Source organism: Deferrivibrio essentukiensis, assembly GCF_020480685.1.
In the GTDB taxonomy this organism is placed as follows: domain Bacteria; phylum Chrysiogenota; class Deferribacteres; order Deferribacterales; family Deferrivibrionaceae; genus Deferrivibrio; species Deferrivibrio essentukiensis.
This window is the reverse complement of the sequence record NZ_JAJAFU010000006.1, coordinates 44,583-71,178: the sequence shown is the minus strand read 5'-3', so window position 1 is coordinate 71,178 and position 26,596 is coordinate 44,583. Positions and strand designations below refer to the sequence as shown.

Below are 26,596 nucleotides of genomic sequence, written 5' to 3'. Positions count from 1 at the left end.
TTTATTTTACTCTTCGTTCAAACCTTCAATAACGGTATATACTTCATCAGGAACACTTATGTTTTCAGGATTGACAGGCCCAACTATTTTTTTCTTTAAAACAGTAGGTTTACTTAAATCATAAGTAATTGGCGCAATATTATGTCCGGTATGAGATTTAAAGATTACCACAACAGGCTCGGTAGGTTTTTTGGAAACATCACCTACTACAGCCAATTCATTTGTAGATAAAAGCACAATAGTACCAACAGGATAAATGCCTACATTACTAACAAAAAACTCAAAAATTTTCCTATTTATATGTTTATCCGTCCAGGAAAACATTAACTTGATTGCCTTTGGAGGATACATCCCTTTATGATAAACCCTGTCGCTGGTAATAGCATCGTAAATATCTACCACCGCCCCTATCTTACCGGCAATAGATATCTGCTCATCCTTAAGACCGTATGGATAACCGCTACCATCAGCTCTTTCATGATGCTCTAACACAATTTTCAGCTCTTCTTCACTAAAACCATTTTTCTTAAGGAAATCATAGCCGGCTAGCACATGATTTTTCATTATCGCAAACTCTTCATCCGTCAATTTTGCAGGCTTATTCAAAATATCTTTTGGCACAAGCATCTTGCCGATATCATGTAAAATCCCGCTATTTACCAATACTTTTATTTCAGAAACAGAAAGATTTAGGAGCTTGCCCAAAGAGGAAGCAAAAATTGCCACATTAAGTGAATGTTGAAATGTATAATCATCGTATGTTTTAAGCTTTGCAATATTTACCAACAGTGATTTATTTTTTACCGTAATATCAGCAATCTTATCTGCCAAAATTTTTACTGAAGAGCTGTCAAACATCTTGCCTGATCTTACATCTTCCATCACATTTTTTACAATAGAAACTGATTTCTCATAAAGCTCAAAGGAAGGCTTTAAATCTTTTATTTCAAGATATTCTTTTGAAATATTCTCTTTTTTATGTTCAAGTATCTCTTCAGCAAATGTTTTTTCTTCGGACTTTTGTGCGTCAACTTTCCTTTTTTCTATATAAACATAGTCAATGCCGCTCTTAATAAGCTTATCGATAGTCTTTTGATCTTTTACAACAAAGTTATGTTTTAAGAATGGAGTATCAAGCCAGCTTGCATCAAGCTTTACTACTCTGTCCCCTATTTTAAGCTCTTTTACTAAAATCTTTTCCATAATTTTATTTACACAACTAATGTTAAATTTTCAACATATTTAAAAATATCTGTGCTAATTTTTAAGAGAATCTGCATTTTTATCAAATACATGTCTTAATTGCTCAACCCTTTTTCTATTGACTCCAAAATCGCTGTAGCCTACCCTTGCTGCTGAGCGAATATGAATCATTTTATTTTCCTTATCAATTCTGATTTCCAAATCATCAATAAAATTGAAAACGGATGAAGTAAATGTTACAGCAATATAATTATCCTGCTCAGATTTAATATTCCCACCCATATCAGCTAATATTTTATTTAAGAGGGCTAATGAGTCTATATTTTCAGAAATATATATAGGCTCAATATAATGTTTAATATCATCTTTATACTCACTGCACACGCAGTTAGGTTTATCAGGGCACCTTGTCAATTTTTTATCAATTAGCCCAGGTGCATTCCAGTTTTTTGACATTACACTCATTGAAATCAATATTGCAATCATCACAATTGCAGCAAAAAACAAAACAATAAAAAATATCTTCACTGTTTACTCCATTGTCAAATCAATGATTTTATCTTGTAAAAGCAAAATATACCATTAATATTGACCAAAAAAAATATACAATAATAGAAACCCAAAACCCAATCGGCTGAGATTTCCTAAAATATGGCCCACCTTTGCAATAAACTTTGCCTGTAATGAGTCCGACAATTGCTACAACAGCAGTTATTAAACCTATGATAATAAGTAAAAGTTTGGTTAGAATAATTTATTACCTCTTTAAGCTTTAATAAGATAATTTTAACATAAAAACAAAAATATTTCCTAAAATTTTATTTGCTTAAATTTAGTATCCTTAAAGCTCCCCTTATTACTATAACAAAAACGATTGCTCCAACAATCAAGTCAGGTTTATTGGAATTTAGCAGATTCACCATTAGTCCTGCTACAATTACGCCTAAATTTATAACTACATCATTTGAAGTAAAAATCATACTTGCCTTCATATGTGCTTCATCCTTCCCCTTTGCCTTTTGCAAAATATATAAACAAGCCGCATTTGCAATAAGGGCTAAAATGGAAACAATTATCATTGTTGAGAAATCAGGCAATTTTTCAAGCCCTAAAAATCTTCTCAAAACCTCTACAAAGCCAATAGCAGCCAAGATTATTTGAAAATAACCAGCAAGCCTTGCAATCTTTTTCTTAGTTAAAATTGAGCCACCTACCGCAAACAAACTTATTCCGTAAACAAAACTATCGGCCAACATATCCAAACTGTCAGCAACAAGTCCCATTGAATTTGAGATAAACCCGGTTGTCATCTCTATTATAAAAAATGCAAAGTTAATAAAAAGTACAGACATAAGTACTTTTCTCTGCTGCGAATTTTCATCCGATTCTATTTGCTCAACATCTTCAGATAAAATTATTTTTCCGCCGAGATTAAGCTCAAGTATTAATTTTTCTATAACTTCTACTTCACCATTATGGTAAACAGAAAGCATTCTGTTTGGTATGTCAAAATCTAATTTTGCAATGCTTGCAACCCCATCCAACTTCATACGTATTAAATTTTCTTCGGAAGGGCAGTCCATCTTAGAAATCTCAAAAATTGTTTTTAGCATTTTACCCCAACCCTTACTTAATATAAGCTTTTTAAAAATTCATATTTTTATTGAAACTTTAGCATATTTTTCACTCATAAAGTTACTTCCATAGTTTTTATTGTCAACTTAAATTGTGCATATATTTAATTTGCCAATAAATCATCGCAAAAAATATTTGACAAATAACGAAATTTATCTTATCACCCAACGGATGAGCATATACGGTATCACATTTATTTTAATACTTATTTTTATAGAGCTTTTTCACTTAAGCATAGATTTTCAAAATCATACTCATATTAACAGATTAAACCTCGATGAATTGGAAGATATTTATTCAATAGAAGAGCTAAAAAAATCTCTTGAATATCATAATGCTAAATTTTTCCCGTCTACTCTACACTCAATTGTTGACATTGGAATGCTGGCATTATTGTTTTATAGTGGCATAATTCAAAGATTTGATTACTTTCTTTACAATCACTTTAACGATTATCTTCATGCAATCTTTCTATTTACAGGGTTTAGTATATTTAACTACATTGTGGGATTGCCATTTGTAATTTACGATACTTTTTTCATCGAAAAAAGGTTTGGTTTTAATAAAATGACACCATTAATATTCATAAGAGATACTATTTTATCTTCATTAATAGGGTTTATTTTCTCAAGCATTGTCTTGTCAGCAATAATATTTTTTATCAAGTCATTCACTAATACATGGGTTTTTGTAGCTTCAATATTTATGGTAGGCTTCATGCTTTTTACAACATATATCTACCCCACCTTAATTGCTCCTCTTTTCAATAAATTTACCCCTCTTGAAAATAAAGAATTAGCAGATAAAATTTTCAATTTGGCAAAAAAAGCAAACTTCCCTCTTAAAAATATTCTTCAAATGGATGCTTCAAAACGCTCTACACACTCAAATGCTTACTTCACCGGACTCGGGAAAAATAAAAGAATAGTACTTTTTGATACCCTTTTGGAAAAACACAGTGAAAGTGAGCTGCTTGCAATCTTAGGACATGAAATAGGGCATTACAAACTGGGGCATATCAAGAAGATGCTTTTTTTAAGTTGCATTTTTATTGTTTTGGGATTCACCGGGATAAAACTATTAATTGACAACTCTTTTATCTATGAATCATTAGGATTTGCAAAAAGTATCCCTTCAGGAATTTTCGTAATATCAATATTATTTTCACCAATCAGCTTTCTACTCAGCCCCTTTTTGATGAAGACGTCCAGAAAACATGAGTTTGAGGCTGATAGCTTCTCTTACAAATTAACAGAAGACAAATTGTCTCTAAAAGAAGCCCTTATAAAGCTCCATAAAGACAATTTATCATTCCCTTATCCACACAAGCTATATGTAGTATTCAACTATTCACACCCGCCACTAACCGAAAGGATAAAAAACCTACTTTGATGAGGCCTTCTTTTTAGCATACAATACCTGTCTTTTAGATGCAGACAATTCAACTTTTCTAAGTCTAATTGATTTTGGTGTCACCTCAACCATCTCATCTTCAGCAATAAAGTGTAGAGCCTGCTCCAGTGTCAAAGGGGTTACAGGCTTTAAAATAATATTCTCGTCTTTACCACTTGCCCTTAAGTTAGTAAGTTTTTTCTCCTTGCAAGGGTTAACGTCTAAATCACCCATTTTATTGTATTCCCCGATAATCATACCTTCGTAAACATCAACTCCTGGCACAATAAAAAGTCTTCCTCTTGCTTCAAGATGAAAAAGTGCATACGCAACAGCCTTCCCCGCTCTATCAGAAACAAGTGAGCCAGTAAATCTTGAAGGAATATCCCCCTTAAACTCATCATAACCTTTTAAATATGAATTAATTATCCCTGTACCTTTTGTATCGGATAAAAACTCATCACGATAACCTATAAGCCCTCTTGACGGGACATAATACTCCATCCTAACTCTGCCTGTGCCTTTATTAATCATATTTACAAGCTGACCTTTTCTAATGAGAAGCTTCTCAGTAACTATCCCTGAAAATGTATCTTCACAATCCACATAGACATGCTCAATTGGCTCCAAAACTTTTCCATTTTCATTCTTTAAAATAACTTCAGGACGGCCAACACAAAGCTCAAACCCTTCCCTTCTCATTGATTCTATCAAAATAGCAAGCTGAAATTCACCCCTACCCTTTACAATAAAAGAATCCTTATCATCAGCTTCTTCAATTTTTATTGCAACATTTCTAAGGGATTCTTTTATAAGCCTCTCTTTTATCTTGCTTGATTGCACAAGCTTCCCTTCTCTGCCTGATAAAGGGGAAGTATTTATTGTAAATTTCATAGCAACTGTAGGCTCGTCTACCGATATTCTCTTTAGAGGCACCGGGTTTGCAGCCGCGCAGATTGTATCGCCAATTTTAACATCCTCAATTCCGGAAATAACTACAATATCACCAGGCTCAGCAACATCTATATCTTCAAGGTTAAGTCCGTTATATGACTGGATTTTACTAACTCTCAAAGGAACAGTCTGATTCTTTTCATTTATACAAACGAGATTATCATTATTTTTGACCTTTCCATTAAATATTTTACCAATTGCAAGCCTGCCAAGATAATCAGAGTACCCCAAATCCGAAACAAGCATCTGAAAATTGTCCATATTATCGTATGCAGGTGCCGGCACAACATTCAAAATCTCATCAAACAAAAGGGTTAAATCTGAGTCTTCATCTTCAAGATTTCTCTTAACAATTCCCTGCTTGCCAATAGCGTAAAGTATTGGGAAATCTATCTGTTCATCGTTTGCATCAAGGTCAAAAAACAGCTCATAAATCTCATCAAGGACTTCCTTTGCCCTCGCGTCTTTTCTGTCAATTTTATTTATTACAACAATTATCTTTAATCCTAATTTAAAGGCTTTTTGCAATACAAATCTCGTTTGAGGCAAAGGCCCTTCCGATGCATCAACCAACAAAACGGCACCATCAGCCATGGATAAAGCCCTTTCAACCTCTCCACCAAAATCAGCGTGTCCCGGGGTATCTATTATATTTATTTTTGTATCTTTCCAAAACACAGAGCAGTTTTTCGCAGCGATTGTAATCCCTCTTTCCCTTTCCAAATCCATACTGTCCATCACTCGGTCCTGAACTTCCTGATTTTCTCTAAAAAGTCCGCTAAATTTAAACATGCTATCAACCAAAGATGTCTTGCCATGGTCAACGTGTGCGATAATCGCAATATTTCTTATGTTATTGTTACGAAATTTTTCCTTCATTCTTACCTCGATTTTTTATTGGAAGATGTGTCAATATAACAATTAGTAAAAATAAGCAACAGATTTATTTTTTCATATTAACCGCTGAGTCCTTCAGATGTGTTTATAATCCTGACGGCGTTTGTGGAACCAACCTTTCCTGCCGGATAACCTATTGTGGCCACAAAAATTTTATCATTACCCAAGCATTCTTTAGCCTTTTTTAGAAATTTATCTAATAACTCATCGGAATTTTTTGTATCCTCTGTTTTCATAAAAGGGGTTACACCCCATAGCACATTTACCCTTCTTAATAGCTTTTCATCTGTCATAATCGCAAGTATATCGCATTTTGGTCTTGCAGCGGAAACTCTTCTTGCAGTAGTCCCACTTTTTGTGAAAACAGCAATACCATCAGCATTAATATCCCCCGCAAGCCTTGCACTTGCCTCTGCGATTGCCATATCCCTGTCATTTTTATTCAAAACCTTATTATAGGAATAAATTGATTCTGCTTCTTTTATTATCTTTGACATAACCTTAACCGCTTCAAACGGATATTTGCCAATAGTTGTCTCGTCAGACAACATTACCGCATCCGTGCCGTCAAGAACGGCATTTGCCACATCTGATACTTCAGCCCTGGTAGGTCTTATATTTTCTACCATTGTAAGAAGCATTTGTGTAGCGGTAATGACAGGTTTGGCTGCACTATTAGCCTTTTTTATAAGCATTTTTTGCAAGACAGGAACTTTCTCCATATCAATTTCAATCCCCATATCCCCTCTTGCTATCATTATTCCGTCTGAATGCTCGATTATTTCATCAATATTATCTATCGCTTCATGCTTTTCTATTTTGGAAAAAACCGGTATATCTCCACCATAAGTTTTAATATATTCCTTTGCCTTTATCACATCAAAACGATTTTTCACAAAAGACAATGCAATAAAGTCAAATCCGTTTTCCACACCAAATTTAATATCTTCAATATCTTTTTCCGTAACAGCAGGAATTTTGATTTTCAAGTTTGGAAAGTTAAGCCCTTTTTTTGAAGAAATCACCCCACCACTTAAAACTTCAACTCTAAGCAAATCTTTTCTTTTATCAATAACTTTTAATTTTATTGTACCATCTGCAAGGTAAATAATACTATCCTCTTTTAACGAGTCAAATATTTCGGGATATTTAATATAGATTCTTTCTCTGTTTCCTATCTCTGTGCCAACTTTTATTTCAAGAGTATCACCTTTATGAACATTAAAAGGATTGTCCACCATCCCAATTCTTAATTTAGGGCCGGCAAGGTCCATTAATGTGGCAACGGGTATCGAAAGTTTTTCAGAAATCCTCCTGACTCTATTCAGGCTTTTTTTATGCTGGTCGTAGTCCCCATGAGAAAAGTTAAATCTGAAAATATTCACCCCTTCCTTTATAAGCTGCTCTATTGCATTGTCGTTATCTATTGATGGGCCTATTGTTGCTACAATTTTGGTTTTTTTCATAAAGTTCACCTCATTTATGCTTCAAAACACAATACATCAAATATTATATCCATACAATACAAATACTGCCCAATAATAAGGGTTAGGATACTTTAATTTGATATCTCTTTTTGTATACCTGATTGACTCAAGCCTATTAAAGCCTAAATTAAGATAAGTATAAAAAACTTTCATAAATTCAACTGCGGGTTCACTCGGCACTTCCCAAAGACTAACTACAACCGATTTAGCACCTGCTTGCTCAAAAGCCCTTGCAAAATTTGCAATACCCTCTCCGTCTATCTCTTTACCTAACCCCGTTACACATGCTGAGAGGACTACCATATCTGCATTAAGCTTCAAATTTGATACCTCACTTAAAGTTAAAAATCCATCTTCACTGTGATTCTCTACCTGACTAAGTAGAATAAATGGCTCTTGAATGCCAGCGATAAAACCAGGTAATGAAGCATGAGTAGCAAAATGAATATACTTATACTTTTCAAGCTCTGCCTTTTTTACATTTTCCTCTGAAGCGTCTAATCCTAATAATATTTGCGGTGTTTTTGGGGTAACATTTAAAATTTTTGCTATCTCCTTTACTTCGGTTTCGGTTTCCGGCAACGGTGGAAAAGTTATCTCTTCCCAGTCAACTTTTTCTACACTTGTCTCTTTTGATATTTTCAACCCTCTAAACGCAAATTGAGGTGCATTTTGGTTAGTATCTTCTGCATTTTCAGTTTTGGAATATTGATAATCGGGTTTACTGAAAACCGGATTGGCCACTGCAAAAAGTAATTCTTTTTGGTCAGTTGTATTTTTATTTCCCAAAATTGCCATAACAGTTGCTGATTGCAGATATGAGATACTTAAATTATCTCCTGCATAAACACTTGTATTAAAATCTTCACTTTTATCTTTCACTAATGCATCAAACGGCACAACTCCCAAAATCCCATCAGGAATTATTATTAAACTTTTTGATTGTTCTATATTTAAGGGTTTTAACAAAAGTTGATAAAGTTCGTGAGAAAGATTTAAAAATTTATCTTTTTTGTTTCTTCTAATATATTCTAATAAATCTGTAACCATCTCTTCAATAACAACTTTTTTCACAGACAATGCAACTATTTCGGACAAATTGCTTCTAATGACAAAAACATAAATGTTATTCTCAGTTAATACATACTCAACTAAACATTCATTATCCTTAAGTTTTATATCCTTAGCCATTAAAGGCCTTGGATAATATAATGAAACATACATAGGATATTGTTTGTTCAATTCTTCAACAAATGCTTCAAACTCCCTGCGCAAACTGTCCCTTTTATTCAAATATTCTTCATACCCGTCCTTCTTTACCATCTCTTCATATGTTGAGTCCAAGTATCTTAATTGAAATACGAACTCTTTTTCCTTTTCTTTCAAATCGTTAGGCAATACTGATCTTTTATCTACATCCATATTGGCAACAAGCTTATCCAATAGTGTACGACCTTTAGAAAGCTCAGCATAATAAAATGCTTTATTTAATGACTCATTATCCGTTTTTCCAGAAGATAAATACCTTTCTGAAAAAATAGATACTGCCTCTTTATAAACATTTACCCTTCCGCCTCTAAAAAAGTATTCTCTCAGTTTTGTCATATCTCTAATATTCTCAATTAGAGATATTGTATTTTCTATTTCACTCCCGGCAAGCTCTAACTTTCCAAGAAATTTGAATGCAAGTGCTTTTTGAAAGGATCTTGCAACTTTTTCATTAATATTTACAGGTTTAGTATATTTATCGGCAGACTCTATTATGTTAAGTGCTTTCTCAAACTCACCTTGCCTTAGTAGAAATTCTATAACGTATTCATTATATATGTTATTTTTATTAACTATATCACTGACCAAACCAAAAATTTTTTCAGCCTTCTCATATTCTCCCATTCTATAATATGTATCCATCACTTTCCCTAAAATCCTTACTTTATATAAATCTTGACTGCGAGGGTTATACAGCTTGCTATATAGTGTAAGAGCTTTGTGGTACTGTTTTGAAAACCTAAAGATATCTGCCATATCTTCATTAGTCGTGCTTAAATCTGGACCTTTTATTTTATTATATTCCTCATAATAAAATTTTATTGCTTTTTCATATTGTCCGGTATTTAAATACAGCTTTATCAAAGGTGAATACAAAAACCTTATTTGAGCAGGCATAACTTTAGATTGAGGTTCTTTACTCAGTTTTATAGCTTCCAATATCGATTTTTCCGCTTTATCATACAAACCAATGAACGTATATAGCTGAGAAAGTAGCTGCAAGCTTGAAACCTGCCCGTAAAAATCATTTTTTTCTTTTGCTTCTTCAAGTTTTTGTAGTGCTGAAGAAATTGCCATACTATATGATTTCATATCAAATGATTTAGTATCAGCATTTTTTTTATTATTTTGCACAACTAACGACTCACCATTTGAATTATATTCTTTTATAACACCTGAAAGTATTATCTTTTTTCCATCACGAATTACTGATAATACTATTTTATCACCTGGAGCTAACTTCCTGAATATAAGTGGGTTTGAAAACATGCTATTGTTTACTTCTTCAATAATATCTCCGGGCTTTAAACCTAAATCATACGCCGGACTATTTTTAACAACCCCTTTTACTTGAAAGTAATCTTGAGCGTTTTTTTGCAACAATAACCCAAAAGAGGTATTCTTTGCCGACAAAGTTGAGGCATTCAGAATAACTAAAAAAAACACCACGCCGAGAGCTACTTTTTTCATATTGCCCACCATAAGCAACTGCATTTTATATAATTATATAACATTTTAGCCAGATTTACCATTAGTTACTTGCAACATTTTGGGAAATGTATTTGTGCTTTTCATTTAAGATAAATACTTTAAAAAACTTAATCTTGCGCCTTTTAAATAATTATTTATAATAAGGAAATGATGGGTGCTAATGCTATAGTATATAGAATTTTTGTAAATATAATAGGTATAGGGCTTTCAGGTATACTATTCAAACATGTTGTTGTTTCCTCTTTTCTCGCCCTTGTATTAAGTGGAATTGTGTTATCTGTTTTGAATCTGTTTTTAAAACCGATATTATTTTTGGCAACTCTACCCCTTCAAATTTTAAGTTTTGGTATTTTTTATCTCATAACAAACGCGATTATTTTAAAGCTGACTTCGGCGTTTATTGATGGTTTTTATATCGATGGTTTTTGGGCAGCAATCGGAGCAAGTATTCTGATTGGTTTAGTAAATATAATATTTGACCTTCTTGCCACTAATGACGAATTGAGATATTACAGATGGAAATAAAAACTATTCAAGATGACCTTGAGCGATTTGAAAATCTCATAAAAATGATAAATTTTGAATATCAGCAGTATTTTGCCGGCACCAAAAGGAATCCCCCTGTCGTCTATGAAAGAGAAGTGAACAAATTAATTCATAAATACAGCCTTCATCAGATAAAAAATAGCACGCTAAGGTTTAGATTTAACAATCTTGTGGCAAGATTTATAACTTTCAGAGAAAAGTGGAATAAAAAAATGTTGGAGCTGGAAGGGGTAAAAAAACCTAAGCCTATACTTTTAGAAAAAGAAAAAATACTTGAAAATAATAAAACAAACGGCTATGAAAGTGAGCTTGACAAACTGCCTCCCGGATTTAACAGAGAAAAGATTAAAAATGTTATCGAACAAAAACTTGACGAACTAAAAAATAAAGGGATAAGTAACGTCAGGATTGAAATAGAAATAATTGATGGAAAACCAAAATTGAGGATGAAAAAACAATGACAGAAAAAAATGAGAAATATTTCAAAATTCAATTTATAGATGCCAAAAAAGAGATACTAACCTTTTATGCAAAATCTGTTAACCCTTCTTCGTATATAGGGCTTATTGAAGTATCAAATATACTGTTTATGGACTCTGAAATACTTATTAATCCTGAAGATGAAAAAGTACGTAAAGAATTTAAGGGGGTTAAAAGGACATTCCTGCCTCTAAGTGCAATAGTAAGAATTGATGAAGTTGAAGAGTCAAAAACAAAGGTTTTAAAACTTTTACCTGATAACGAATAGTTTTAAAATGAAAATACTTCGCAAGTATATTCTTAGAGAAATTTTACCTCTTTTTGTAATATCAAATCTATTTATAATGTTTATCCTTCTTTTTGATAAGCTTATCAACCTTGCAAGCCTTTTTTTCGCAAAAGGGGTAGCAGGTACATTAATAATTAAAACAATCTTATTTTATATCCCTTCGTTTTTGGTAATATCGATACCAATCTCCACATTAATATCAGTCATGACCGCCTTCAGCCGGTTTTCATCCGACTCAGAGCTGATAGTAATGAAAGCATCCGGCGTGCCTGCAAGCTGGTTTTTAAGAATTACATCCTCTATCGGCTTTATCTTTTTTATAATGGCAGCTATTGTTTCTTTGTGGCTAATGCCCCTTGGAAATAAACTTTCCATTGAAAATCTTAAAAGCATAGCAAGCAGTATTTCAATATCAGATATAAATGAGAATGAACTTTATGAAGAGATTCCGGGGGTTATACTGCTTGTTGAAAAGAAAAAGGATAAGTTTGACTTTGAAAATATCGTAATTATCCAAAAAAATGAAAATTTGGTAATAACTGCCAAATCGGGTGAAATTTTTTCTACCAAAGATGGGGCTATTTCATTTAATCTAAATACAGGGGAAATCAACAAAAAGGATAATGAAAAAATATCTAAAATCAAATTTGAGCAATTCTCTCTTAATTTTGATTTAAATTTAAATGACGTGGTTAAAATAAAAGATGAAAGGGTAATGCCCCTTGACTCGCTTATTAAAAATCAAAATAAAGGGTACATTTACAAATTTGAACTCTCAAAAAGAATAGCTCTCCCCTTTTCCTGTATAATTATGGCTGTGTTCGGAATGTTATTAGGCTCATTTTTCACAAGAGGTGGAAGGACATTGAACCTTTTTGCTGCAATAGCAGTGGTATTCTCATACAACACAATCTTAGTATTTTCAGAAAACATGGCAAAAATTGGGCTACCTTATATTTCAGCTTGGTATGCCAATATTATCTTTACTATTATTTGTTTATTCTTTTATAAAAGGTTTAGGGTATGAATCCGTTTTACAAATACGTATTTAAAAAATTTTTATACAATTTATTGGTTGTCCTTGCTTTCGTCCTCTTGCTTTATACATTTTTTAATGTTATTCAGCATACAAAATATATAGAAAGATATAATGTAAACATATTTCAGATTATATATTTTGACCTTCTCAAAATCCCATATTCTACTTACCAGATAATGCCGATAGCAGTTATAATATCGACAGTGCTTACATTTGTACTGCTTGTAAAAAGTAACGAAATGACAGGATTTGTAAGTATAGGAGGAAGGACTCGAAACCTTTCAACAATGGTTGTCTTGCTCGGACTAATTTTAAGCATCGCGACATTTTTTATAGGTGAAATAGTATCGCCTAAAATTGAGTTATTTAGACAAAAATATAAAACAGAAGAATTTGAAAAAAGAAGGTTTGTTGACTACTCAAAATTTGAAAATATATGGATAAAAGATAATAATAAGATTACCTATATAAAACTGCTTGACGCAGTTAACAACAGCTTTATACAAATGAGAGAATATTATCTGAACGACTTTAAAATCATAAAGATTGTGGAAATCTCTTCCGGAAAAAAATCAGGTAAAAAATGGCAGTTATCTGATATTAAGGAATATGATCTTACGGATGTACCAAAAAAAGTAAACAGTAACGCTTCGAAGATTGAGGAAAATAAACTTTTAAGCGAACTTTCTCAGTTTGATATAGATAATCCGAAGTTATTAAGTTTCAGTGAAATATCAAAGTATATATCTGTGTATAAATCAAAAGGGTTGAGCACGACGCAATATGAAATAATTTTATATAACAAGCTAGCACACCCCTTAAGTATAATGGTTATTATTCTTACAATTTTGCCAGTATGCATGTCTTTTTCACGACAGTATTCATATATAAAAATTGTTTCCAAATCCTTGTCTCTCGGCGGATTTTATTGGATTTTAAGTGCCTCACTCATATCTATAAGCAAAGCAGGTACGCTTAGCCCGCTAATAGCTAACTTTTTACCTATCATACTTTTTACTGTTATCGGTTTTACTTTAATCTTTTTAAAAGAGCGTGGTTTTTAGTTATCCTGAAATTATTTTGATTTGACTTTACGCACTATTTTGTTTATCTTAATCCTAAAATTTATCGGAGGTAAATTTATGTATAAAGTTGCAGTTTTGCCTGGAGATGGAATAGGCCCTGAAGTAATGAATATTGCAATAAAAGTATTGGAAAAAATTGCTCAAAAATATTCTTTTAAGTTTAATTTTGAATTTGCAGATGTGGGAGGGATTGCGATAGATAATCATGGCACCCCCCTTCCTGAAAATACCATAAAAGTTTGTGAAAATGCAGATGCTATACTTTTTGGCTCTGTAGGTGGCCCTAAGTGGGAAAATTTACCCCCGGAAAAACAGCCGGAAAGAGGAGCATTACTCCCTTTAAGAAAACATTTCAACCTTTTTGCCAATATCAGACCCGTCAAAGTATTTGACGCTCTCAGGGAAGCATGCTCTTTAAAAGATAAATTTTTTCCAAACGGTCTTGACATTGTAATACTTAGAGAGTTAACCGGCGGGATATATTTTGGCCAACCTAAATCCATAAACCCAGAAAAGACAGAGGCTGTCGATACAATGAGATATAGCAAGCCTGAAATAGAAAGAATTGGTAGGCTTGCATTTCAAGCGGCAAGACTTAGAAAAAGTAAGGTAACAAGTGTAGATAAGGCAAACGTACTCATGACAAGTGTATTATGGCGAGAAGTAATTACAAAGCTTAGAGAAAAGGAATTTCCTGATGTTGAGTTAAATCATATGTATGTCGACAATGCCGCGATGCAACTTGTCAGAAATCCCGGACAATTTGATGTTATTGTTACTGAAAATATGTTTGGGGATATTCTTAGTGACGAAGCTGCAATGCTCACCGGCTCACTTGGAATGCTCCCTTCTGCTTCCTTAAATGAAAGTGGTTTCGGGCTTTATGAGCCGATTGGAGGGACAGCACCTGATATCGCCGGGCAAAATATTGCAAACCCTACTGCTCAAGTTCTTTCTGCAGCTTTAATGTTAAGGTATTCTTTCAAAATGGAAGAAGCTGCAGCTGATATTGAAAATGCAGTAGCTAAAACTCTTGAAGCGGGATTTAGGACAGGTGATATATACTTTTCAGATGAAGGTACACAAAAGGTCAATACAACCGATTTTGGAGATAAAATAATTTCTTTTATATAAGCGGGGCTATTCCCCGCTTTCTAATGTTAGAATTTCTGTTTTATTTTCAAGTAAATCAATGATTGCATATGTACTATTTTTTGTCACATAGCCTGAAAGACTTCCGGGATTTAATATAGTTTGCTCCCCTTTAAATTTAAGCATCGGGGTATGAGTATGTCCAAACAACACATAATCTATGCTTTCATCAATAAATTCCACAATGTTCCCTTCGTGAAATATAATAATTTTTTTATTATTAATAGTTTTGAGTATAGGAGGTTTTGAAAATCTCCAGTTTGAAAGTTTTTGGATGCCCAAAATCTCACCATCATTATTTCCGAAAACACCAAAATACTCGCAATTAAGTCTGTTCAATATATTCACGGCAAAAGGTGAGCAAACATCTCCGCAATGTATAACAAGGTCAACTTTTTGTTTACCATTAAAAATATCAATTATCTTGTTTAAATGTTCCAAGTTATCGTGCGAGTCGGAAATTACACCTATTCTCATATTGCCCTCCAAACATATCCTTCTTTTTACTTGTAATTATACAATCATTTATGTATAAAGTCCAAAATTAATAAAATACGAGGTTAAAAATGGATTCACATCGTTTTGACAAGCTCAATAAAATCAAATCTATGGGTTTAAACCCTTATGTAAGCAGTTTTAAGGTAAGTGATGACAACATTAATATTGTAGATAAATTTAAAGACGAAAATCCCGATAAGCTGTTAGAGGAAAAAAATATTGTAACCGTAGCGGGAAGAGTCGTAGCGATGAGAAGCTTTGGAAAGGCTTCATTTTTAACTTTGAGGGACAGAACAGGGTCAATTCAGGTTTATGTTAAAAAAGGTGAAATAAGTGACGAAGATTTTGAAGTTTTTCAAAGTACAGATGTTGGCGACTTTGCAGGTGCTACAGGGTTTGTATTTAAAACAAAAACCGGTGAAATAACCGTATTTTGCAGCAAATTTAGTCTTCTTACTAAAACCTTAAGAGATTTACCCGAAAAATTCCATGGTTTAAAAGATATCGAAAAAAGACAAAGGCAAAGATATCTTGATTTGATAATGAATCAGGAAACCAGAGATGTATTTAAGATAAGAAGTAAAATAATACAGGAAATCAGAAACTTCTTCGCGGAGCTTGATTTTCTTGAGGTGGAAACCCCTATGATGCATCCGGTTGCAGGTGGTGCTACCGCCAAACCTTTTATCACGCATCACAATGCACTCGATATGACTCTTTATCTACGAATTGCCCCTGAGCTTTATTTGAAAAGGCTTGTAGTTGGCGGATTTGAGAGAGTATTTGAAATAAACAGAAACTTTAGAAATGAAGGTATATCAACAAGACATAATCCTGAATTTACTATGATAGAATGGTATATGGCCTATGCTAACTACCACGATTTGATGGATATGACTGAAAAGTTAATTACAAGTCTTGCAAACAAAATACTTAACACGGATAAAATTACCTTTGCAGAAAAAGAGATTGACCTCAAATCACCTTGGCCAAGATTAACTCTTGAAGATGCAATTGAAAAGTATACGGATATCAAACGCAGTGACATAAACACTTTTGATAAGGCTAAAGCTGTTGCAAAATCAAAAGGGATTAAAGTAGAAGATGGATGGGGAAGAGGTAAAATAGTACTTGAGATATTTGAAGCTTTTGTAGAAGACAAGCTTATCAACCCTACTTTTATAATAGATTATCCAAAAGAGGTTTCACCGCTTGCCAAGTCTAATTTTGAAAACCCTGAAGTGACAGAAAGATTTGAGCTTTTTATAGCCGGCTTTGAAATTGCAAATGGCTTTAACGAGCTTAACGACCCTATCGATCAATTTGAACGCTTTGAAAAACAGGTGGAAGCAAAAAACAGAGGGGATGAAGAAGCAAGTATGATGGATAAAGACTATGTGAGAGCTCTTGAATATGGACTTCCGCCTACAGCAGGTGAAGGTCTTGGAGTGGATAGACTTGTAATGCTTTTAACAAATAAGCAATCTATCAGAGAGGTTATACTGTTTCCACATTTGCGTCCTGAAGAGATAGATGAGTGATATAAAAAGTTATTATTGTATTAATGATGAAAACTTAAGAGAAGTTTTAAAAAAAATATTAAATAATGATATTGCGGAGTTAGGTAGTCATAAAGTACATCATCACGTTTTATTTATTGAAGAAGGGTGTATTTCCTATGAAAAAATTAAAATTTTATCCGAAGAAAATATAATTTTGTTTTTTACTAGTGAAGAAACTAAAGAGTTTCCAAAGAATTCTAATATTTTACTCCTTGAAAAAAAACGATTCATTAAAGAGGCAGAGTTTTGTAGTAAATTTATTCTCTTTATTGTAGACTTTTATGAAAATATAATTTTGAAACTTAATGAATATGAAGATAAGATTTTTGGATTAGCTATATCTTCAGTTGATATGCTTGAAAGGCATGAAAATTTATATGAGCAGATAGCTAAAGATGGGTTAACAGGACTTTATAATCATACTGCCTTTCAAGACCGATTAAGCAAACTATTTAGAAGCTATAAACACAATAAGACTACTTTTAGCGTTGCTATGTTAGATTTGGATTTTTTTAAAAAGGTAAATGATACTTATGGCCATTTAAAAGGGGATGAGGTTTTAAAACAGTTTGCTGATATAATCAAAAAGTGTGTTAGAAAAAATGATTTCCCTGCAAGGTATGGTGGGGAAGAGTTTGCTATCATTTTTAGTGATATTAATAAATTTGAAGCAGAAGCTATTATTGATAGATTAAGAGAAAAGTTTAAGAAAATAAAATTTAAGTCAGATTCAGGTAGTTTTGGTGTTACCTTTAGTGCTGGGCTTGCTGAGGTTAATGAATCAATGGATACTCCATCTGAGATTACTAATGCTGCTGATACCGCACTATACTATAGTAAAAGAAGTGGCAGAAACAAGACTACGTTAGCCTAACTCTTTTAAAACAGACAGACCTTTAATCTTTTTTGAAGTCACCGATTCTATATAATTGAGTAAAAATTCCAAAATTGATATTTCATCCTCTTTTGAGATGGCAAGCTCTTTAAACTCCTGAGTATAAACTTTCTGCAGTATCTTTGTGCACTCCTTGCTCAGATGTAAACCATCATATTCGCATTTTTCACACGAAAACATACCTTTATGAAGAACAATTTTATTGACATTCTCACCACATTTTTCACAAAAGTCGTAACTTTTGCCTATTCCCTGTTTTTTTAAAATAAAATTTAATACATATATTGTCCATCTGCTCATGTTTTTTTCATTTAAAGAATAAATATATTTAAACAGAGTTTCGTCCTGCTCCTCATCATAATAAAGAATATCAATAACATTAAAAACTATATTCAGCCTAATAAATATTTCAGGATTTTCAATAAAATATGATTTAGAAGTATCATACTTAATGCCATAACACTTATTTAAATCGGATTCGTCTTTTTTTTGAAAATCTATTTCACCGGGCAAAAACTTATTAAGCCCCTTTTTCTTTGTAAAAGCTTTGTTGATGAATAACTTGACTTTTCCATAATCTTTAAGAAATGAAAATGCTATAGCTGAATAATCAGAGTATTTAATTATTTTATAAATGATACCTTCAGAAACAACCCTTCTCAACTCAAAGCCTTAATTTTTTGATTATATCAGCCCCTGAATTTTAAGATACTCATCCCTATTCATCCAGTCCTCTTTAACCTTGACAAAAAGCTCAAGGTATACTTTAACACCAAAAAATGCCTCAAGCTTTTCTCTTGAATACTTGCCTATTTTCTTTAGCATTTCTCCACGTTTACCTATTATTATCCCTTTTTGAGAAGACCTGTTTACAATAATTGAAGCTGCAATATAAAGAAGCTCTTCACTCCTGTCTTCAACCTCTTCACACTCAACAACTACATTATAAGGGACCTCATCTTTTAAAAGATTAAAAACACTCTCTCTTATAAACTCAGAAATGAGAAATTTTTCAGGGATAGTGGTTATCTCTTCACTTTCGTAAAGCTTTACACCTTCCGGCAGGTGCTCAACTGTCAATTCAAGAAGCTTATCTACATTTGTGCTTTCCAATGCAGAAATCGGCAACACAAATTTAAAAACCCCATCAGCAAAAACTTTATTTGCCACTTTTACCACATCTTTTTTATCGTGGGCATCAACCTTATTTATCAGCAAAAACTTTGTTGCATCTACTTTATTGAGTATTTCAGTGATAAACTTGTATTCTTTTCCAAAAATCTCATCCGGTGTAACCATAAAATATACCAAATCCACCATGGAAAGACCATCAATCGCCTGCTTGACCATAAGTTGGTTTATTTTGTCTTTTGCATTATGAATACCCGGTGTATCAAGAAAAACAATCTGATAATCTTCACCGGTCTTTATCCCTTTGATTGAATTTCGTGTCGTATTCGGTTTACTTGAAATAATTGATAAATCTTCTCCTAATATTTTATTGAGAAGTGTTGATTTGCCTACATTAGGTCTGCCAATTATAGCAACAGTACCAAACTTAAACATTTTTTTGCTCTTCAGACTTATTATTCTTTATAACTTTTACAATCACTTTTTTTATCCTTCTACCTTCCCTCTCTTTAACAAGAAGCTCAAGATTACCAATACTAAAAACATCACCTATTTCAGGAATTCTGCCACTAAGGTCGAATATAAGTCCACCTAAAGTTTCATAATCCAAATCATCTTCAGCTTTCAGACCAAAAAATTTATTAAAATCATCAATGTCAATTTTTGGGTCCACTTCATATATATTTTCATCCACCTGAATTATCTCGTCCTTTTCATCTTTGTCATACTCATCCCTTATTTCACCAACAATTTCTTCTAATATATCTTCCAATGTCACAATACCATCAACGCCACCATATTCATCCACAACTATGGCAAAGTGAATTCTATGAAGCTGAAACTCTCTTAACAAGTCGTCAATTCTCTTTGTAGAAGGCACAAAATAAGGTTTTCTGAGTATAGTCTTAATATCAAGTTTTTTAATATCTTCATTAACATATTTGAGTAAGTCTTTCACATAAAGAATACCAAGAATATTATCCATCTTTCCATCGTAGACAGGGATTCTTGAATATTCAGTCTTAGCCAAAATATTTAAAATTTCATCTATACCTGTGCCATACTTTATAGCAACAAGGTCTGTCCTTGGGACCATAACCTCTTTTGCCAAAGTGTCACTTATCTCAAAAATGTTGTGAAGCATCTCCTTCTTCTGATTTTCAAGCACACCTTCTTTTTCACCCACAGAAATCAAAAATTCTATTTCATCCTCAGTAATTTTAGGGCCATTGTGCTCAACATTTCCACCACTTAGCTTAATAATCATTTTTACAAGCTTATTTAAAGCAAAAGATATAGGATAAAATAAAAAATAAAAGATTTTGAGTATTTTAATAACAAATAATGACAATGATTCTGCATTGTGTTTTGCAAATGTTTTAGGAGCAATTTCACCAAAAATAATTACTAAAAATGTCATTATACCAGTTGCAATAGCAATTGCATTGCTACCAAAAATCTTACTTGAAACTTCGGCTGCCAAAACAGAGCCAAAAATATTTACAATATTATTACCAATTAAAATAGTATTCAGCACTTTGTTAGGATGCATAAGCCAAAGTTCCAAATCTTTAGCCTTTTCCCCCTTCTCCTGAAGCAAATGCTTGACCTTTAATTCACTTAAAGAAGTAAGCGCAGTTTCCGAAGAAGAAAAAAATCCTGAAAAAATTATACATACTCCGATGGTAATCAGTTCACCTAACAGACTATCCAACTCTTCACCTCACGAGAAAATTTTATATAATATAAAAGTTGTAAATGCACCCAAAGCTCCTCCGAAAATAACTTCACCGACTGTGTGTACTTTCATCTGAACTCTTGAAATACTTATTAACAAACTTAAAAGCAATACCAATACGTTCAACACAAAATTTTTAGAGATAAAAATAACCGAAACAAGTACGGAAAAAGAAACCGCTGCATGACCGGACGGCATCCCCCCGTGCAATGGCTCACCTTTATTAAAATAACTTTTAATTAAAACCACGAGAAAAACAACAATTGCGATAGAAACAATAGCTACATGCTCAGAAAAATCGGGAGTATCCTTTAATAACAGGTGTGTGTTATCCTTTAATCTTTTAAATACCGTAAAATACCCAATATAAACCGCACCAAATGCGGCCATAAGCACGGCGCCTGCCGCAATATCCTTAATTCTCTTTGCCTCTTCGCACCTTTCTTTAAATATAGCATCGGTAATCTTTTCTATAGCGGTATTAAAAAGCTCAAATGAGATAACTAAAGTTATTGTAATAGCTAATATAATATACTCAAGAGGGGTAATATTCAAAAAAAGTGCAATAATTAAAACAGCAATAGAAATCAGAATGTGTATTTTTAAATTTCTTTCGCTTTTAACGGCATATAGTATGCCTTCTATGGCAACACTTATACTTTTCGACCAACTATCCGATTTCATATTATCTTTTTATATAAAATTTAAAAAAAATCATACTATGAAAATAACACATTATTAAACTAAAATCCACACTATTTGCATGCACTACGGAATAACTCCATCATCCACCAAAGATTTTAATATATTTTCCTGCAAATCAAACATCACCTCTTCCTGTTTCTCATCCATATGGTCATACCCCAAAAGGTGCAAAAAGCCGTGAATTATCAAAAATGCAGCCTCACGCTTTACATCTATTTCATTCTCATTGGCCTGCTTTTTTAAGGTATCTATTGAAATTACTATATCCCCTAACAACGAATCATCCAAAATATCTTCTGTTTTCTCAAATTGAGGAAATGACAAAACGTCCGTAGGCTTATCAATATTGCGATACTCATTATTAATAGTTTGTATTTCACTGTCATTTGTTATTAAGACAGAAACTTTCAGATTTTTGTTAATTTGCAATTTCTCAAGCACCCTCTCAGATATCTCTTTTATAAAACTTTCCGAAAAACCTGATTCAACTTCGTCAGTCAAATAAATTTTAATTCCCATTTTTTTTAGCCTCATACTCTTCATAAGCGTTAATTATTCTTTGCACCAACGGATGTCTTATAACATCACTTTTGGTAAAGTCCACAAATTTTAAACCATCCACATCTTTTAGAATATCTCTGACCACTATCAGCCCCGATTTTTTATCCGAAGGTAAATCTACCTGAGTAATATCCCCTGTAATCACAGCTTTTGAATTAAAGCCAAGCCTCGTCAGAAACATTTTCATCTGTTCAACGGTCGTATTTTGGGCTTCATCCAGTATAATAAATGCATCGTTAAGTGTCCTACCCCTCATAAATGCAAGAGGTGCAAGCTCTATCACCCCTTTTTCAATAAGACTGCCAACCTTTTCAAAATCCATCATATTGTAAAGGGCATCATACAATGGTCTCAAATAAGGGTTAATCTTATCGGCAATATCTCCCGGCAAAAAGCCAAGTCTTTCACCGGCCTCAACTGCAGGCCTTGTAAGAATAATCCTGCTAACCTTTTTATTTAAAAACATATTAACCGCCATTGCAACAGCAAGATAAGTCTTGCCCGTACCGGCAGGCCCTATTCCAAATACTACATCATAATCTTTTATAAATTGCACATATGTCTTTTGACGAGGTGTTTTAGGCACTACACTCTTAACGCGTCCGGAAACCTTTACAATATCAGTCAATACCTCTGAAATATGAGTTTTAGTGTCCTCTATTACCATCCTTACCGCACTTTCAAGGTCTGACATAGACAAATTTGATTTTAATACAATTTCCCTAAGATTATTAAAAAGGGCTAACCCTTTCTCTACTTGCCCTTTGTCTCCGCTCAAATTAAACTCATTACCACGTACCGCAACAGATATATCCAAACTCTTTTGAATATACTTAAGATACTTATCTTTATGTCCAAGAATTGCCGGTACAAGTGCCTCTTCTATCACAAACACTTTTGTAGTCTGCATATTATATTAACTCTCCTTGAATAACTCTTTTGCCTTTTTTACTTCATCTTCTTTTGAAATTATTTCTCCATCTATTTTCATATCAAGCAGTTTCTGTAATACTTCAGAAAATTTTCTTGATGGTTTGTAGCCCATTTTAATCAAATCATCGCCATTTATATTTAGCTGGATATTTTTGTAAATATTAAAATAATTTTTTACAATATACTCATAATTTTCACCCAATATTGCACCAACATACATAATCCCCTCATCTGTCAGCCCACTAAACAGTCTGCATATTTCAGACGGCTTGATATTACCATTTCTTTTTATCTTTATACTTACATTGTCTGCTTTCAAGGCATTTGCAATATAAAGTTTTTTTTCATTGTGGTTCAACTCAAACCTTTTGGCAAGCTCTTTCAAATCTTTATATTTTAAGTCACTAAACAACACGTAAAATCTACCTAAATAAGCGTTAATATTTTTACCGACTTGAAAGTTATACCAACTATAAATTTTTTCAAGGTTTTCAAATAATTCATACTTACTTTCATTCATGGCAATGTTTTTATTTAAAAATTGCAGTATATCGTAATCTTTCATCATCTCAACGGCATCAAGATAATTATCTTCACTGAGAATATACTTTAGCTCCACAAAAAGTCTTTGCCCGTATATTTTATCAAAAAGCCCCATATTAACCGCATGCTTTAGTAATTTTTTCGTATGAGGGCCAATTTCAAAACCGAACCTTACGGCAAAACGTATCGCTCTAAAACCTCTCGAAGGGTCATCCACAAAGCTAAGGTTGTGCAACACTCTTATTTTCTTATCTTTAATATCTCTCCTACCGCCAAAAAAATCCAAAAGAAGCCCAAATTCTGACTTATTAAGCTTCACAGCCATCGCATTAATAGTAAAATCTCTACGATAAAGATCATTTTTTATCGATGATGATTCAACTTCAGGTGCTGCCGCAGGAAAAGTGTAATACTCTGTCCTTGATGTGGCAAAATCAATCCTCAAATCATCCTTAAAAATCACCTGCGCCGTATCAAACTTTTTGTGGATAGCAATTTTTGCACCTTTTAAATCGGCATATTTTTTGGCAAATTTAGATGCACTCCCTTCAACCACTATATCTATATCAAAATTTTCATTCTTCATCAAAAGGTCTCTAACAAATCCACCTACCACGTAAACGTTTATGCCGTCCTTTTCAGCCAAATCTCCCAACTCTTCCAAGAGATTGTAATACTGCTCTGGGAGTCTGTCTTTTAATATATTCCTAACATTAACTTTTTTACTTAACATAAGGCTGTCTGCCCTGCTTTTCAAATATCTCGGGATTCTGCTTGTCTCCTCTTTCATAAGTCTTAAAAGGTCAGTACGTGTTATAACACCTACCAATTTACCTTTGTCAACAACGGGAATCAGTTTTTGATTTTTCTGCAACATAATATCTTCAACAACACTCAAACTATCGTCTAAGCCAACGGTTTCAAATTCAATCTGCATAATATTATTAACAGGTTCATCTTTCAGCCCATGTTTTATCCCTTGTAATATATCTTTCCTTGAAATAAGCCCTACCGCCTTATTGTCTTTGACAACAGGCATCATATTCAGGTTATATTTCATAAACAGATCTAAAGCATCATTAAATGTCTGAAAATAAGATACATATTTTACAGGGGAAGTCATTATATGTTTTGCAAGTTTTTGGGGCTTGATAATGTCCTTTATAAGCATTTTTAATTTTTCATAAGCCTCATTTAAAGTCAAATCCTTAATTATTGCACTTGAAGCTGACGGGTGTCCTCCTCCACCAAAACTCATTGCCACTTCTGAGGTATCTATATAATCGAGCCTGCTCCTTCCAACCAATAAAGTCCTATCTCCAAGCCTTACAAGCATAAAAAATACTTCGAGGTTTTCCATGTCCATAATTTTATTAGCCAAAATAGACACTTCAGGCACATACTCTTCAAAAGAAGCAAAGGAAACACCAATAGCAATACCATTTAAAATAAAAAGATTCATATTTATAATGAGCTCGTTTAAGATTACGAGCTGTTCTTTACTAAGCTCCCTTTTGATATATTGTCTAACCTTGGAAATATCTCCACCTTCGGACAGTAAAAAATGCACAGCCGAAATATCTTCAGGTGTAGTAGTATTAAAACTCAAAAAACCTGTATCCTCATAAATACCAAGCAAAAAAAGAGTTAACTCCTCTTTGGTCAATTTTATGCCGGATTTGTTTATTTCATTTACAAGTATAGAGGTTGTTGCCCCTATAACCTTTAACACCAAAAGATTATTCTCTATATCACACTCATTACCACTATGATGATCGTAAATATATACTTTTTCAGACAAATCGATTAACTTTTGTAGATAACCAAGCCTGCTTTTAAACTTACAATCAGTAATAACAAGCAATTCAATCTTTTCATCAAATTTTTCAACATCGCTTTCCGTCAAAATTTCAAAAGATTTTTCAAGTCCCGACTCATTCAAAAACTCTATTACAGTGGAGTCAACATTGTGCCCAAGAAAAATTTTATCGCAGCCATAAAATTTATATGCTGCATAACTACTTGCTATTGCATCAAAATCAGGGTTGTGGTGAGTAAGGACTATTTTCAACTTTTACCTCTATTCCTAAATCGAGGGTGAAATTGTGTTAATATCTCTCTCGTCTTGTTATCAGTAATATGAGTATATATTTCTGTAGTGGAAATATTTGAATGCCCCAATAATATCTGAATTGTCCTCAAATCTGCTCCATTTGTCAAAAGATGAGTTGCAAAAGAATGTCTTATCGTGTGGGGAGAAACTTTTTTTCTAATCCCCGCTCTCTCGCAAGCATCCCTCAATATATTAAAGCACATCACCCTTGATAACTTATTACCGTTTCTACTCAAAAAAAGATAACCCGTGTCCCTGCCTTTAACAAAATATGTATGCCTTATATTATAGTAGGAAGGTAAAATTTCAACAAGTTTATTGTAAAGGGGGACAATCCTTTGCTTATTCCCCTTACCTACGACCCTTACAAATCCACGCTTTGAATCTACATCACTTACTTTTATATTTAAAATCTCACTCACTCTGCACCCTGTGGAGTACAAAAACTCTATTAAAATCTTATTTCTATATTCGAGCGGGTCATTTGTATTAAAAATTGAAAGAATCTTATCAACTTCGTCAAAATTCAAAAATTTAGGTAACTTATCCCACCCCTTTGGCTTGCTGATAAAAGATATAGGGTTTTTGTCAATCAATCTTTCCTTAATCAAAAAATCAAAATAAGCAGAAAGCCCGGACAGACGTCTTAAAATCGTTTCTATGGAGTAACCGTCACTCTTTAATTTATTCATATAGTTAACTATATCTGTACTTTTCACCTGCATATTTTTATTGTTAAAGAAATCATAAAAGTGATTTATATCATTCAGATATGCCATCACTGTATTATCTGCCAGACCTAATTCATGAGAAAGGTAAAGTTTGAAATCGCCTATTTTATTATTCATACAGTATAATTTTTCACCGGTATATTCTAACACGTAATAAACTAAAATCAATACACTTTACATATCTAACAAAAAAATATAATAAAACAATAGATTTCATGGTAAAAACTCTATATAATTAAAGGCTATATGATTTTGTAACAAAGATAA

General features: G+C 32.9%; 24 protein-coding genes. 9 read left to right on the top strand and 15 right to left on the bottom strand.

Annotation, left to right across the window (positions count from 1 at the left end):
• Nucleotides 1–6: 6 nt before the first annotated feature.
• From LF845_RS04890 to LF845_RS04880, 3 genes are all read right to left on the bottom strand, one after another.
• Nucleotides 7–1,203: an HD-GYP domain-containing protein gene (locus tag LF845_RS04890; RefSeq protein ID WP_242819884.1), complete on the bottom strand. Its 1,197-nt coding sequence runs from the start codon at nt 1,201–1,203 to the stop codon at nt 7–9.
• A gap of 54 nt (nt 1,204–1,257) precedes the next feature.
• Nucleotides 1,258–1,731: a DUF1499 domain-containing protein gene (locus LF845_RS04885; RefSeq protein ID WP_242819883.1), complete on the bottom strand. Its 474-nt coding sequence runs from the start codon at nt 1,729–1,731 to the stop codon at nt 1,258–1,260.
• Nucleotides 1,732–2,021: 290 nt separating this feature from the next.
• Complete coding sequence (locus tag LF845_RS04880) at nt 2,022–2,816, bottom strand: cation efflux transmembrane domain-containing protein (RefSeq protein ID WP_242819882.1); 795 nt, start codon at nt 2,814–2,816, stop codon at nt 2,022–2,024.
• A 193-nt stretch (nt 2,817–3,009) separates the two neighbouring features.
• On the opposite strand from LF845_RS04880, the gene LF845_RS04875 reads away from it, so the two are divergent.
• Entirely contained in the window at nt 3,010–4,230 is a 1,221-nt protein-coding gene (locus LF845_RS04875; protein ID WP_242819881.1) for a M48 family metallopeptidase, read from the top strand.
• On the opposite strand, the gene typA is transcribed toward LF845_RS04875, so the two are convergent.
• The 3 genes from typA to LF845_RS04860 all read right to left on the bottom strand — a co-directional run bounded on the left by typA (nt 4,222) and on the right by LF845_RS04860 (nt 10,307).
• Complete coding sequence (typA, locus tag LF845_RS04870; protein WP_242819880.1) at nt 4,222–6,063, bottom strand: translational GTPase TypA; 1,842 nt, start codon at nt 6,061–6,063, stop codon at nt 4,222–4,224. The two genes, LF845_RS04875 and typA, sit on opposite strands and share 9 nt — an antisense overlap.
• 77 nt (nt 6,064–6,140) lie before the next feature.
• Nucleotides 6,141–7,547 carry a pyruvate kinase gene (gene pyk / locus LF845_RS04865; protein WP_242819879.1) on the bottom strand — a complete coding sequence of 469 codons (1,407 nt, stop codon included), beginning with the start codon at nt 7,545–7,547 and terminating at the stop codon, nt 6,141–6,143.
• Nucleotides 7,548–7,583: 36 nt separating this feature from the next.
• A complete protein-coding gene (locus tag LF845_RS04860; RefSeq protein ID WP_242819878.1) occupies nt 7,584–10,307 on the bottom strand; it encodes a CHAT domain-containing protein in 2,724 nt (907 codons plus the stop codon).
• A 171-nt stretch (nt 10,308–10,478) separates the two neighbouring features.
• Between LF845_RS04860 and LF845_RS04855 the strand changes: the two genes are divergently transcribed.
• The 6 genes from LF845_RS04855 (at nt 10,479) to leuB (ending at nt 14,901) form a co-directional block, all read left to right on the top strand.
• Nucleotides 10,479–10,853: a phage holin family protein gene (locus LF845_RS04855; RefSeq protein ID WP_242819877.1), complete on the top strand. Its 375-nt coding sequence runs from the start codon at nt 10,479–10,481 to the stop codon at nt 10,851–10,853.
• On the top strand, nt 10,844–11,335 hold the full coding sequence (locus LF845_RS04850) for a hypothetical protein (RefSeq protein ID WP_242819876.1): 492 nt from the start codon (nt 10,844–10,846) through the stop codon (nt 11,333–11,335). The genes LF845_RS04855 and LF845_RS04850 overlap by 10 nt, the downstream gene beginning before the upstream one ends.
• On the top strand, nt 11,332–11,622 hold the full coding sequence (locus tag LF845_RS04845) for a DUF1820 family protein (protein WP_242819875.1): 291 nt from the start codon (nt 11,332–11,334) through the stop codon (nt 11,620–11,622). The genes LF845_RS04850 and LF845_RS04845 overlap by 4 nt, the downstream gene beginning before the upstream one ends.
• Before the next feature lie 7 nt (nt 11,623–11,629).
• Nucleotides 11,630–12,670, top strand: coding sequence for an LptF/LptG family permease (locus tag LF845_RS04840; protein ID WP_242819874.1), 1,041 nt, complete (start codon nt 11,630–11,632; stop codon nt 12,668–12,670).
• Complete coding sequence (locus LF845_RS04835; RefSeq protein ID WP_242819873.1) at nt 12,667–13,746, top strand: LptF/LptG family permease; 1,080 nt, start codon at nt 12,667–12,669, stop codon at nt 13,744–13,746. The genes LF845_RS04840 and LF845_RS04835 overlap by 4 nt, the downstream gene beginning before the upstream one ends.
• A gap of 78 nt (nt 13,747–13,824) precedes the next feature.
• A complete protein-coding gene (leuB, locus tag LF845_RS04830) occupies nt 13,825–14,901 on the top strand; it encodes a 3-isopropylmalate dehydrogenase (protein ID WP_242819872.1) in 1,077 nt (358 codons plus the stop codon).
• A gap of 6 nt (nt 14,902–14,907) precedes the next feature.
• Here leuB and LF845_RS04825 read toward each other — a convergent pair whose 3' ends face one another.
• Nucleotides 14,908–15,396 carry a metallophosphoesterase gene (locus LF845_RS04825; protein WP_242819871.1) on the bottom strand — a complete coding sequence of 163 codons (489 nt, stop codon included), beginning with the start codon at nt 15,394–15,396 and terminating at the stop codon, nt 14,908–14,910.
• Nucleotides 15,397–15,485: 89 nt separating this feature from the next.
• Between LF845_RS04825 and lysS the strand changes: the two genes are divergently transcribed.
• Nucleotides 15,486–16,958 carry a lysine--tRNA ligase gene (gene lysS / locus LF845_RS04820; RefSeq protein ID WP_242819870.1) on the top strand — a complete coding sequence of 491 codons (1,473 nt, stop codon included), beginning with the start codon at nt 15,486–15,488 and terminating at the stop codon, nt 16,956–16,958.
• Nucleotides 16,951–17,853: a GGDEF domain-containing protein gene (locus LF845_RS04815; RefSeq protein ID WP_242819869.1), complete on the top strand. Its 903-nt coding sequence runs from the start codon at nt 16,951–16,953 to the stop codon at nt 17,851–17,853. The genes lysS and LF845_RS04815 overlap by 8 nt, the downstream gene beginning before the upstream one ends.
• Here the strand turns inward: LF845_RS04815 and recO are convergent.
• From recO to xerA, 8 genes are all read right to left on the bottom strand, one after another.
• On the bottom strand, nt 17,845–18,537 hold the full coding sequence (gene recO, locus LF845_RS04810) for a DNA repair protein RecO (protein WP_242819868.1): 693 nt from the start codon (nt 18,535–18,537) through the stop codon (nt 17,845–17,847). The genes LF845_RS04815 and recO overlap by 9 nt on opposite strands.
• Nucleotides 18,538–18,558: 21 nt before the next feature.
• A complete protein-coding gene (gene era, locus LF845_RS04805) occupies nt 18,559–19,440 on the bottom strand; it encodes a GTPase Era (protein ID WP_242819867.1) in 882 nt (293 codons plus the stop codon).
• Nucleotides 19,433–20,719 carry a hemolysin family protein gene (locus tag LF845_RS04800; protein WP_242819866.1) on the bottom strand — a complete coding sequence of 429 codons (1,287 nt, stop codon included), beginning with the start codon at nt 20,717–20,719 and terminating at the stop codon, nt 19,433–19,435. The genes era and LF845_RS04800 overlap by 8 nt, the downstream gene beginning before the upstream one ends.
• 9 nt (nt 20,720–20,728) lie before the next feature.
• A complete protein-coding gene (locus LF845_RS04795) occupies nt 20,729–21,427 on the bottom strand; it encodes a diacylglycerol kinase (protein ID WP_242819865.1) in 699 nt (232 codons plus the stop codon).
• Between the two features lie 84 nt (nt 21,428–21,511).
• Nucleotides 21,512–21,967 carry an rRNA maturation RNase YbeY gene (ybeY, locus tag LF845_RS04790; protein WP_242819864.1) on the bottom strand — a complete coding sequence of 152 codons (456 nt, stop codon included), beginning with the start codon at nt 21,965–21,967 and terminating at the stop codon, nt 21,512–21,514.
• Nucleotides 21,957–22,919, bottom strand: a complete 963-nt coding sequence (locus LF845_RS04785; RefSeq protein WP_242819863.1) for a PhoH family protein — start codon at nt 22,917–22,919, stop codon at nt 21,957–21,959. Before LF845_RS04785 ends, ybeY begins: the two co-directional genes overlap by 11 nt.
• 6 nt (nt 22,920–22,925) lie before the next feature.
• On the bottom strand, nt 22,926–25,556 hold the full coding sequence (locus tag LF845_RS04780) for a CBS domain-containing protein (protein ID WP_242819862.1): 2,631 nt from the start codon (nt 25,554–25,556) through the stop codon (nt 22,926–22,928).
• Nucleotides 25,553–26,446: a site-specific tyrosine recombinase/integron integrase gene (xerA, locus tag LF845_RS04775; protein WP_242819861.1), complete on the bottom strand. Its 894-nt coding sequence runs from the start codon at nt 26,444–26,446 to the stop codon at nt 25,553–25,555. Before xerA ends, LF845_RS04780 begins: the two co-directional genes overlap by 4 nt.
• Between the last annotated feature and the right edge of the window lie 150 nt (nt 26,447–26,596).